The sequence below is a fragment of the Mycobacterium sp. genome, from assembly GCF_049280035.1.
Classification (GTDB): Bacteria; Actinomycetota; Actinomycetes; order Mycobacteriales; family Mycobacteriaceae; genus Mycobacterium.
The window spans coordinates 1-10766 of the sequence record NZ_JBAPPI010000090.1 but is presented as its reverse complement, the minus strand read 5'-3'; the positions used below and the strand labels follow the sequence as shown (position 1 = coordinate 10766).

Sequence of the window (10766 nt, the reverse complement as noted above, 5' to 3'; positions counted from 1 at the left end):
CGGCTGCAGCGTCGTGGTGTTCCGGCGGTGGTGCTCAACGCGAAGAACGACGCCGAGGAGGCCGGGGTGATCGCCGAGGCCGGCAAGCTCGGGGCGGTCACCGTCTCGACCCAAATGGCCGGCCGCGGCACCGACATCCGGCTCGGCGGCTCCGACGAGGCCGACCACGAGAAGGTGGTCGAGCTGGGTGGGCTACACGTGATCGGCACCGGCCGGCACAACACCGAGCGGTTGGATAACCAGCTGCGCGGGCGCGCCGGCCGCCAGGGCGATCCTGGGTCATCGGTGTTCTTCTCCAGCTGGGAAGACGACGTTGCCCTGGCCAACCTCGAACCCAACAAGCTGCCCACCCAGATCGACGAGGACGCTCGCATCGTCAGCTCGAAGGTGGCCGGACTGCTGCAGCACGCCCAGCGGGTCGCCGAGGGGCGGCTGCTCGACGTGCATGCAAACACCTGGCGCTACAACCAGTTGATCGCTCAGCAGCGCGCCATCATCGTGGAGCGGCGCAATACGCTGCTCAGCACCGCCGCCGCCCGCGAGGAGCTGGCCGGGCTGGCGCCCGAGCGGTACAAGGAGCTCGCTGAAGAACCAGTATCCCTGTCGGATGATCGCCTGGAAACGATCTGCCGGCTGATCATGCTGTATCACCTCGACCGCGGCTGGGCCGACCACCTTGCCTACCTGGCCGACATCCGGGAGAGCATCCACCTGCGCGCCCTCGGCCGACAGAACCCGCTGGACGAATTCCACCGGATGGCCGTGGATGCGTTCGCATCATTGGCCGCCGACGCGATCGAAGCGGCCCAGCAGACTTTCGAAACCTCGCCGACGATCGAGGACGAGCCCGGCGTGGACCTGTCCAAGCTGGCCCGCCCGACGTCGACATGGACGTATATGGTGCACGACAACCCGCTGTCCGACGACTCGCTTTCCGCGCTGAGCCTGCCCGGCATCTTCCGCTGAGGCTGAAGCGAGCTAAGGTCACGCCTCATGGAGCGCGCCAGCGACCGGCTGCTGACGGTGCCCAATGTGCTCAGCGGAATCCGTCTGATGCTGATCCCGGTCTTCGTCTACCTGTTGCTGGTTGCCCACGCCAATGCCTGGGCAGTGGCCGTCTTGATGTTCAGCGGCGCATCCGACTGGGCCGACGGCAAGATCGCCCGGCTGCTGAACCAGTCGTCGAAACTGGGGGAGCTGCTCGATCCGGCGGTTGACCGGCTCTACATGGTGACCGTTCCGATCGTCTTCGGGCTGCGCGGCATCATCCCGTGGTGGATTATCGCCGTGCTGCTGGCCCGCGATGTGCTGCTGGCCGCGGAGTTGCCCCTGCTGCGCACCCGCGGGTTCACCGCGCTGCCGGTGCTTTATATCGGCAAGGCCGCGACTTTCAGCCTGATGTCGGCCTTTCCACTGATTCTGTTGGGGCAGTGGGACGCGTTGTGGAGTCGGGTTGTGCTGCCCTGCGGCTGGGCGTTTTTGATCTGGGGCCTGTACATGTACCTGTGGTCCTTCGTGTTGTACGCGGTGCAGGTGGTGTTGGTGATGCGCCGACTGCCTCCGGTGCGGCCCGGCCGCCGAAAGCCGCTGGCAAATAGGGCAGATGTCGATGGGTGATCAGGCGCTCGGCGGTTACGACCCCTACGCGGGCCTCAGCGCACACGAGGCGGGGCAACCGCAGTTCATTCCGGTGCCATCGCTGCTGCGTGCCCTGCTTTCCGAACACCTCGATCCCGGTTACGCGGCCGCAGCGGCCAAGCGGGACAGCTCCGGCGAACCGAAGACCGGTCGAGCTCGCATTTCGAACTGGGTCTGGCAAGCGTTGGCGGCGTTGCTGGTGGCCACGGTGTTCGCCGGTGCTGTCGCCCAGGCTCGGCTTGTCGCGCCGGGGGTCAGCACGGCCCAACGGGTGCTGGCGGGCAGCGTGCGCTCGGAGGAAGCGGCAACAAGCGACCTAACGGCACGCCGGAACGCACTCACCGGGCAACGCGATGACGTCCAGCGGCGAGCGTTGGCCGAAGATGCCGAGGGCCGGCGACTGCTCGCCAACCTCGACCGGCTCAGCCTGGCCGCCGCCAGCACCCCGGTCACCGGTCCAGGTCTGAGCGTGACGGTCACCGACCCCGGCCTCGGTCCGAATCTTTCCGACGTGTCCAAGCAGCGGGTGGCCGGCAGCCGGCAGATCATTCTCGACCGGGATCTGCAGCTGGTGGTCAATTCGTTGTGGGGCAGCGGCGCTGAAGCGATCTCTGTCGGCGGTGTCCGGATCGGGCCGAACGTGACCATCCGGCAGGCAGGCGGCGCGATTCTGGTCGACAATAATCCGATCAGCAGCCCATACACGGTCCTGGCAGTCGGACCCCCGCACGCCATGCAGGATGTTTTCGACAGCAGCCCCGGCTTGCGCCGGCTACGGCTCTTGGAGACGTCTTACGGCGTCGGTGTCGACGTCAGCGCCCGCGACGGCCTTACGCTGCCCGCCGGGGCAGTCCGAGATGTCAAGTTCGCCAAGAAGATTGGGTCCTAGTGCTGAAACTTCAATTGGCAGGAGGCATAGTGCCGGCGAGGGGAGCAGAGCACCGATGATCGGTATCGCGGCGCTGGTGGTCGGGATCGTGCTGGGTTTGGTGTTCCATCCCAACGTGCCGGAAGTCGTCCAGCCGTACTTGCCGATCGCGGTGGTCGCAGCGCTCGACGCGGTGTTCGGCGGGTTACGGGCCTATCTGGAGCGGATTTTCGATCCGAAAGTTTTCGTGGTGTCGTTCGTGTTCAACGTCTTGGTCGCCGCGCTGATCGTCTACGTCGGCGACCAATTGGGCGTCGGCACACAGCTGTCGACCGCAATCATCGTCGTGCTCGGCATCCGCATCTTCGGTAACGCCGCCGCGCTGCGGCGCCGGCTGTTCGGGGCTTAACTGGCATGAGGCCGACATGAACGACCCCAATCCCGAAGCCACGCCACAAGACAACGAGGCGGAGGCCAAAGCCGACGAGGCTACGCAGCACGGCCGACATGAGCTGCCGCCGCACCGGCCGCGACCCGAGATCGGGGAGCTGCAGCCGCGCGGATTTCTCGGCATACTCCGACGCGGCCGCACGATCTTCGGCGTGCTGGCGGTATTCCTGTGCGTGTTGCTTGGTCTCGCCATCGCCACCCAGGTCCGCCAGAACAATTCCGGCGACTCGTTGGACACCGCCCGCCCGGCAGACCTGCTGGTGCTGCTGGATTCACTGCACCAACGCGAAGCGGCGCTGAGCACCGAAGTCGCAGAGCTACAGCGCACCTTGTCTGCCTTGCAAGCATCGGGCAGCAGCGATCAGGCCGCCATCCAAAATGCCCAGGCCCGGCTGGCCGCGCTGTCAATTCTGATCGGCACCGTCGGGGCCACCGGTCCGGGTGTCACCGTGCGGATCGACGACCCCGGACCAGGTGTGGCGCCTCAGGCGATGCTCGACGTGATCAACGAGTTACGGGCGGCCGGCGCCGAGGCGATCCAGATCGGCGACGGGCATCAGGTGGTGCGGGCCGGCGTCGACACCTGGATCGTCGGTGCTCCCGGCGCGCTGACCGTCGACGGCAAAACTCTCATGCCGCCGTATTCGGTTCTGGCCATTGGTGATCCGCCGACGCTGGCAGCGGCGATGAACATTCCCGGCGGCGCGGTGGACAGTGTCAAACGCGTCGGTGGCACTATGTCGGTCCAACAGGGCGACAAAGTCGACATCACCGCCTTGCGGCAACCAAAACCACGCCAATACGCTCAGCCAGTCAAGTGATTGACCAGTCGGTAAAACGAGGAGAACAGGAACACCGTGAGCGAAATTCCGCCCGATTTGCACTACACCGCCGACCACGAGTGGGTTCGCCGTACCGGGGACAACACCGTTCGGGTAGGGATTACGGACTTCGCGCAGTCGGCTCTTGGCGACGTCGTGTTCGTCCAGCTGCCCGATCTCGGTACCGAGGTGACTGCAGGAGAGTCCTTCGGCGAGGTGGAGTCGACCAAGTCGGTGTCGGATTTGTTCGCACCCGTTTCGGCGAAAGTCGTTGCCGTCAACGGCGATCTGGATGGCAACTCGCAGCTGGTCAATTCCGATCCCTACGGCGCCGGCTGGCTGATCGAACTGGAAGTCGACGGTCAGTCCTTCGAGCAGGACTTCGCGGCGCTGCTAGACGCCGAGGCCTACCGCGCCACACTGGCCGAATGACCCTTGCTATGGTTCCCTGCGCCGACGGCAATGCGCGCCGCGCTGCGGGGACATGCATCCGCCGATCCGGCGGGGCAGGGCACATTGGGGTGCCGTGCGCGGTACGGTCGACACATCGACGGTCAAGGCGGGTGGGAAGCCGGTCGAGCGGACCCAACCAGACAACGCAGCAGCGGCCAGTGAGGAGCAGCGGGTGACGGAGAAGGACAACGACCAGACCTCTGATGAAGTCACCGTGGAGACGACATCGGTCTTCCGCGCCGACTTCCTCAATGAACTGGACGCTCCCGCACAAGCGGGTACTGAGACTGCGGTCTCGGGCGTCGAGGGCCTGCCGGTCGGTTCGGCGTTGCTGGTCGTCAAACGGGGACCGAACGCCGGGTCTCGCTTCCTGCTCGACCAGCCGACCACCTCGGCCGGCCGCCATCCCGACAGCGATATCTTCCTCGATGACGTCACGGTCAGCCGGCGGCATGCGGAATTCCGGCTGGAGTCCGATGAGTTTCAGGTCGTGGATGTCGGCAGCCTCAACGGCACCTATGTCAACCGGGAGCCCGTCGATTCGGCGGTGCTGGCAAACGGCGATGAGGTGCAGATCGGCAAATTCCGTCTGGTCTTTTTGACCGGCCCCAAGGTCGGTGACGACGACGGAGGGCCCGGAAGCTAGTGACCGCGCCCGAGACCCCCGCGCTGGCCGGGATGTCGATCGGAGCGGTCCTCGACCTGCTACGGCCAGACTTTCCGGATGTGACGATCTCCAAGATCCGCTTCTTGGAGGCCGAGGGTCTCGTCACCCCGCAGCGCGCGGCATCGGGCTATCGCCGGTTCACCGCTTACGACTGTGCCCGGCTGCGCTTCATCTTGACTGCTCAGCGCGACCAATACCTACCGCTGAAAGTGATCAAAGCCCAGCTAGACGCCCAGCCGGATGGCGAGTTGCCGCTCGCCGGATCGCCTTACGGTGTACCGCGATTGGTGTCGGTCTCCAGTGGCGCGCCTGCTGAGCCGGGCTCGGACCCGGCAGCAGTGGCACCCACTCGCATCCGGCTGAGCCGCGAAGATCTGCTCGAACGTTCGGCAGTGGACGCCGAACTGTTGACCGCGCTGCTCAAGGCGGGGGTGATCACCACCGGGCCGGGCGGGTTCTTTGACGAGCACGCGGTGGTGATCTTGCAGTGCGCCCGGGCGCTCGCCGAGTACGGGGTCGAACCGCGTCACTTAAGGGCATTCCGCTCGGCCGCTGATCGGCAGTCCGACCTGATCGCGCAAATCGCCGGCCCGCTTGTCAAGGCCGGCAAGACCGGCGCCCGTGACCGCGCCGATGACCTGGCACGGGAAGTTGCCGCGCTGGCAATCACGTTGCACACGTCGTTGATCAAGTCGGCAGTGCGCGACGTTCTGCACCGTTAAAGGACTAGACTTTCCTCGACAGCTTGTGTTCGGCGGCTTGGTCTTCCACCGCGGCGTCGGGCCAGGTCTGATAAGGACACGGCAGCACGTGCGGAGGGCAGACACAGATGGGTGAAGTTCGCGTTGTCGGCATTCGCGTCGAGCAGCCGCAGAACCAGCCGGTGCTGTTGCTCCGCGAGGCCAACGGTGACCGGTATCTGCCGATCTGGATCGGCCAATCCGAGGCTGCAGCGATCGCTCTTGAACAGCAGGGAGTCGAGCCGCCACGCCCGCTGACCCACGATTTGATCCGGGATCTCATTGCCGCGCTTGGCCATTCGCTAAAAGAGGTGCGGATCGTGGACTTGCAAGAAGGGACGTTCTACGCCGATCTGATCTTCGACCGCAACATCACCGTTTCAGCGCGGCCATCGGATTCGGTGGCCATCGCTTTGCGGGTCGGCGTCCCGATTTATGTCGAGGAGGCGGTTCTCGCGGAGGCGGGCTTGTTGATTCCTGACGAGAGCGACGACGAGCCCTCCACGGCGGTCCGCGAGGACGAGGTGGAGAAGTTCAAAGAGTTTTTGGACAGTGTGTCGCCCGACGATTTCAAGGCCACCTAGGGCGTCTCCGCCGCACGTCAGCAACCTGATCCGCGACAGCCGCAACATCACGGATGCGTCTCATCTGCGAGTTCGACCTCGACACGCCCGTTGGATAGCGTGGAGTCATCGCCACGACCGCCATACTTTGATCTCGACTGATTAGTTCTAGCAACACCACAGCGTGTCGAAAAGCGTATGCTCACAAGCACTCGGCTGAGCAACCGCGGCTACCGGCAGCCCGTACGAGCGTGATCGGCGAGAGGAAGCACCGTGGGAGACGAACCACGTCAGGACCAATTGGATCTCGAGTCCGTCACCGCGATCGACGACACCGCAGCAAGCCGCCCCGAACCAGCCGTCCGCGAACCTGTGCAAGCCGGCTTGTTCCCCGACGACTCGGTGCCCGACGAGCTGGTCGGCTATCGGGGCCCGAGTGCGTGCCAAATCGCCGGCATCACGTACCGCCAACTCGACTACTGGGCGCGCACGTCGCTGGTAGTGCCATCGATTCGTAGCGCGGCGGGATCCGGCAGCCAGCGGCTGTATTCATTCAAAGACATCCTGGTGCTCAAGATCGTCAAGCGGTTGCTGGACACCGGCATTTCATTGCACAACATCCGCGTCGCGGTCGACCATCTGCGCCAGCGCGGTGTGCAGGATTTGGCCAATATCACGCTGTTCTCCGACGGCGCCACGGTCTATGAGTGCACCTCGGCTGAAGAGGTCGTCGACCTGCTGCAGGGGGGACAGGGCGTGTTCGGCATCGCCGTCTCCGGAGCGATGCGGGAGTTGACCGGCGCTATCGCGGACTTCCCCGGCGAGCGCGCTGACGGCGGCGAGTCGATCACCGCGCCGGAAGACGAGCTCGCCTCCCGCCGGAAGCACCGCGACCGCAAAATCGGCTAGCCGGCCGCCTTACCAGCGGGAAAAGTCTTCTTCAACTTGCAACCAACTCACCCGTATTTTGGGGATCATCGCAATTCCGCTGCGTACCGTCGGTCTCGGTGCTCGCCTCTAGAAATCCACTCGGGCACACCTACCCATGCATGAAGGCGTTAGGCCACCCGTGAATGACGTGACGAAACAGGCGTTAAGCAAGGTACCGGCAGTCACCCTGGGCTTCTGGGTCATCAAGGTTTTGGCGACGACTCTCGGCGAGACCGGCGGGGACACCGTAACGATGACGCTGAATTGGGGCTATCTGGCCGGCGTCGCGCTTTTCGCTGTCGTGCTGGTGGCGCTCGTCGCCGCGCAGATCTCCGCCAAGCGCTTCCACCCGGTTCTCTACTGGGCGACGATCGTCGCTTCAACGACGTTCGGCACGACGTTGGCCGACTTCGCCGACCGATCGCTCGGTATCGGCTACACGGGTGGATCGGTTCTGCTGTTGTGTTGTGTGCTGGCGACTTTGGGGCTCTGGCATTGGTCGACGGGAACGGTGTCGGTGAATACGGTTTCGACGCCGAAAGTGGAGGGCTTCTACTGGGCCACAATCACGTTTTCGCAGACCCTGGGCACCGCACTCGGCGATTGGCTCGCCGACACAGGTGGGATTGGTTACGAGCGTGGTGCGCTGGTGTTCGCTGCCGGGCTCGCCGCGATCGCAGCCCTGTATTACTGGACAGGCGTGTCGCGCGTCACGCTGTTCTGGGTCGCCTTCATTCTGACCCGGCCACTGGGCGCAACCGTGGGCGATTTGCTCGACAAGCCCGTCAGCAATGGCGGCCTCGACGTGAGCCGGCCGCTGGCTTCCGCTGTGATCGGGGCCCTCATCGTGGCGGCGATCATTGTCGTGCCGCAGCGCCCCGGACAGCACCCCGGCGAGACGGAAGCCCGTACGGCCACCTAGCAATACCGTCGCGGCCGCCTGCCGGCATATTCGGCGGGTAAGATCGGTTTCGCATCGCTCTGGTGCGGGAGAGTTCCGTGACGGCCAGCCACGGACGCCGAAGGAGCAACACCTCTCCGTCAACCTCTCAGGCACCCGGACCGCGCCAGACCACGATGCCTCTGGAAAGCGGTGGCCCTGCATTGGGTCGCCCGCCCATGGGGAAAGACATCGCGTCGGCGCGGATGTCGAATCTCTCAGGCGCCCGGTTCGGGTAGACGACAGAGGGAGAGGAACGCACCACGCGTGCAGTTCCGCCTCGCGTCAGGAGTTCTGAGAGTGTCCGACTACGCCAACCCGCTTTTCGCCGACCGGCACATCGGCCCGGACAGCGACGCCGTCGCGGCCATGCTCGAGGTCATCGGTGTCGATTCCCTGGAAGAGTTGGCGCGTCGCGCGGTGCCCGCCGGCATCCTCGACAAGTTGACCGACACCGGCGCCGCGCCCGGCCTGGATCAGTTGCCCCCGCCGGCCAGTGAGCCGCAGGCGCTGGCCGAGCTGCGGGCACTGGCCGATGCGAATACCGACGCGGTGTCGATGATCGGGCAGGGTTACTACGACACGCTCACGCCGCCGGTGTTGCTGCGCAACATCATGGAGAACCCGGCCTGGTACACCGCCTACACCCCATACCAGCCGGAGATCAGCCAGGGCCGGCTGGAAGCTCTGCTGAACTTCCAGACCATGGTGGCCGACCTGACCGGACTCGAAGTAGCCAACGCGTCGATGCTCGACGAGGGCACCGCAGCCGCCGAAGCGATGACGCTGATGCTTCGTGCCGTGCCGGGGGCGGCAAAAAACACTGCCAACCGGCTGGCTGTCGACGTTGACGTGTTCGCTCAGACCGCCGCGGTGCTGGCCACCCGCGCCGAGCCGCTGGGCATCGAGATTGTCACTGCTGATCTGCGCTGTGGTCTGCCTGATCTGCCGGACGGAGGCGAGTTCTTCGGCGTCATCGCGCAGCTGCCCGGCGCCAGCGGGCGGGTCACCGACTGGTCTGCGCTGGTGTCGGAGGCACACGATCGCGGAGCATTGGTGGCCATCGGCGCGGACCTGTTGGCGTTGACGTTGCTCACTCCGCCGGGAGAGATCGGCGCCGACGTGGCTTTCGGTAACACCCAAAGATTCGGTGTGCAAATGGGATTCGGCGGTCCGCATGCCGGGTACCTGGTGGTGCACACCAAGCATGCTCGTCAACTGCCCGGCCGGCTGGTCGGTGTCTCCCGTGACACGGATGGGTCGCCCGCGTTCCGCCTGGCGCTGCAGACGCGCGAACAGCACATCCGTCGGGACAAGGCGACCAGCAACATCTGCACCGCGCAGGTGCTGTTGGCGGTGATGGCCGCGATGTATGCCAGCTACCACGGCGCGGACGGGCTGGCCGGGATCGCCCAGCGGGTGCACGCCCATGCCGAGACGATCGCTGCGGCGCTGGGCGACGCGCTGGTGCATGACACGTACTTCGACACCGTGCTGGCCCAAGTGCCCGGGCGCGCCGACGAGGTGGTCGCCGCCGCTAAGGCAAACGGCATCAACTTATGGCGCGTCGACGCCGACCACGTGTCGGTGGCCTGCGACGAAGTGACTACAGACGAGCACGTTGCAGCGGTCCTGGCGGCTTTCGGTGTATCAGCCGCTAGGCACGGCGCTGTTGGCGTCAACTTCGGGGCGAGCCGGACCTCGAAGTTTCTGACCCATCCGGCGTTCACCCGGTATCGCACCGAGACGTCGATGATGCGGTATCTGCGTGCGCTGGCGGATAAAGATCTTGCCTTGGACCGCAGCATGATTCCGCTCGGCTCCTGCACGATGAAACTCAACGCCGCGGCCGAAATGGAATCGATCACCTGGCCGGAGTTCGCGCACCAGCATCCGTTCGCCCCGGCGTCGGACACCCCGGGGCTGCGGCGCCTGATCGCCGAGCTGGAGACCTGGCTGGTGCAGATGACCGGCTACGACGCGGTCTCGCTGCAACCCAACGCGGGATCGCAGGGTGAGTACGCAGGGCTGCTGGCGATCCATGCCTACCACGCCAGCCGCGGCGAACCGCAACGTGACGTCTGCCTGATTCCGTCCAGCGCGCACGGCACCAACGCCGCGTCCGCGGCGTTGGCCGGCATGCGGGTAGTTGTGGTGGCCTGCCGCGACAACGGCGATGTCGACCTCGACGATCTGCGGGCCAAGGTCAGCGAACACGGCGAGAGGCTATCGACGCTGATGATCACCTACCCGTCCACGCACGGCGTGTACGAGCACGATATCGCCGAGATCTGCGCCGCCGTTCATGACGCGGGCGGGCAGGTGTACGTCGACGGTGCCAACCTCAACGCGCTGGTCGGGCTGGCCCGGCCCGGCAAGTTCGGCGGTGACGTCAGCCACCTGAACCTGCACAAAACGTTCTGCATCCCGCACGGCGGCGGCGGTCCGGGCGTCGGACCGGTGGCGGCGCGCTCGCATCTGGCGCCGTTCCTGCCCGGGCATCCGTTGGCCGACGACCTGCCGCAGGGTCCTCCGGTGTCGTCGGCGCCGTACGGGTCAGCGTCGATTCTGCCGATCACCTGGGCGTATATCCGGATGATGGGTGCACCGGGCCTGCGGGCCGCGTCGCTGGTTGCGATCACCTCGGCCAACTACATCGCCCGCCGGCTCGACGAGTACTACCCGGTGCTCTACAC

At 65.5% G+C, this 10766-nt stretch carries 11 protein-coding genes, 1 pseudogene and 2 riboswitches; all 12 genes and pseudogenes read left to right on the top strand.

Annotation, left to right across the window (positions count from 1 at the left end):
- A pseudogene (gene secA2 / locus WAN71_RS03035) lies at positions 1-966 on the top strand (accessory Sec system translocase SecA2); the annotation flags it as partial.
- Between the two features lie 27 nt (positions 967-993).
- Positions 994-1617, top strand: a complete 624-nt coding sequence (locus WAN71_RS03030; protein WP_422223908.1) for a CDP-alcohol phosphatidyltransferase family protein — start codon at positions 994-996, stop codon at positions 1615-1617.
- Complete coding sequence (locus tag WAN71_RS03025) at positions 1604-2527, top strand: DUF881 domain-containing protein (RefSeq protein WP_422223907.1); 924 nt, start codon at positions 1604-1606, stop codon at positions 2525-2527. Before WAN71_RS03030 ends, WAN71_RS03025 begins: the two co-directional genes overlap by 14 nt.
- 55 nt (positions 2528-2582) lie before the next feature.
- Positions 2583-2915 carry a small basic family protein gene (locus WAN71_RS03020; RefSeq protein ID WP_422223906.1) on the top strand — a complete coding sequence of 111 codons (333 nt, stop codon included), beginning with the start codon at positions 2583-2585 and terminating at the stop codon, positions 2913-2915.
- Positions 2916-2931: 16 nt separating this feature from the next.
- The gene (locus WAN71_RS03015) at positions 2932-3777 is read left to right on the top strand and encodes a DUF881 domain-containing protein (RefSeq protein WP_422223905.1); all 846 of its coding nucleotides are present in this window, start codon (positions 2932-2934) and stop codon (positions 3775-3777) included.
- A gap of 36 nt (positions 3778-3813) precedes the next feature.
- Positions 3814-4209, top strand: a complete 396-nt coding sequence (gene gcvH, locus WAN71_RS03010) for a glycine cleavage system protein GcvH (RefSeq protein ID WP_422223904.1) — start codon at positions 3814-3816, stop codon at positions 4207-4209.
- Positions 4210-4402: 193 nt separating this feature from the next.
- Positions 4403-4876 carry a glycogen accumulation regulator GarA gene (garA, locus tag WAN71_RS03005; protein WP_422223909.1) on the top strand — a complete coding sequence of 158 codons (474 nt, stop codon included), beginning with the start codon at positions 4403-4405 and terminating at the stop codon, positions 4874-4876.
- A complete protein-coding gene (locus WAN71_RS03000; RefSeq protein ID WP_422223903.1) occupies positions 4876-5619 on the top strand; it encodes a MerR family transcriptional regulator in 744 nt (247 codons plus the stop codon). The genes garA and WAN71_RS03000 overlap by 1 nt, the downstream gene beginning before the upstream one ends.
- Positions 5620-5726: 107 nt before the next feature.
- On the top strand, positions 5727-6221 hold the full coding sequence (locus WAN71_RS02995; RefSeq protein ID WP_219069199.1) for a bifunctional nuclease family protein: 495 nt from the start codon (positions 5727-5729) through the stop codon (positions 6219-6221).
- A gap of 252 nt (positions 6222-6473) precedes the next feature.
- Positions 6474-7109, top strand: a complete 636-nt coding sequence (locus WAN71_RS02990) for a MerR family transcriptional regulator (RefSeq protein WP_422223902.1) — start codon at positions 6474-6476, stop codon at positions 7107-7109.
- A gap of 160 nt (positions 7110-7269) precedes the next feature.
- Positions 7270-8052: a hypothetical protein gene (locus WAN71_RS02985; RefSeq protein WP_422223901.1), complete on the top strand. Its 783-nt coding sequence runs from the start codon at positions 7270-7272 to the stop codon at positions 8050-8052.
- Between the two features lie 55 nt (positions 8053-8107).
- Positions 8108-8205: riboswitch (glycine riboswitch) on the top strand.
- Positions 8206-8326, top strand: a riboswitch (glycine riboswitch).
- A 44-nt stretch (positions 8327-8370) separates the two neighbouring features.
- Positions 8371-10766 (top strand): aminomethyl-transferring glycine dehydrogenase (gene gcvP, locus WAN71_RS02980; protein ID WP_422223900.1); only part of this gene is annotated, 2396 nt, incomplete at its 3' end.

Bases quoted from the DNA above. Each gene is read 5' to 3' on its own strand.
- WAN71_RS03030 (WP_422223908.1), top strand. From the start codon at position 994: ATGGAGCGCGCCAGCGACCGGCTGCTGACGGTGCCCAATGTGCTCAGC.
- WAN71_RS03025 (WP_422223907.1), top strand. From the start codon at position 1,604: ATGTCGATGGGTGATCAGGCGCTCGGCGGTTACGACCCCTACGCGGGC.
- WAN71_RS03020 (WP_422223906.1), top strand. From the start codon at position 2,583: ATGATCGGTATCGCGGCGCTGGTGGTCGGGATCGTGCTGGGTTTGGTG.
- WAN71_RS03015 (WP_422223905.1), top strand. From the start codon at position 2,932: ATGAACGACCCCAATCCCGAAGCCACGCCACAAGACAACGAGGCGGAG.
- WAN71_RS02995 (WP_219069199.1), top strand. From the start codon at position 5,727: ATGGGTGAAGTTCGCGTTGTCGGCATTCGCGTCGAGCAGCCGCAGAAC.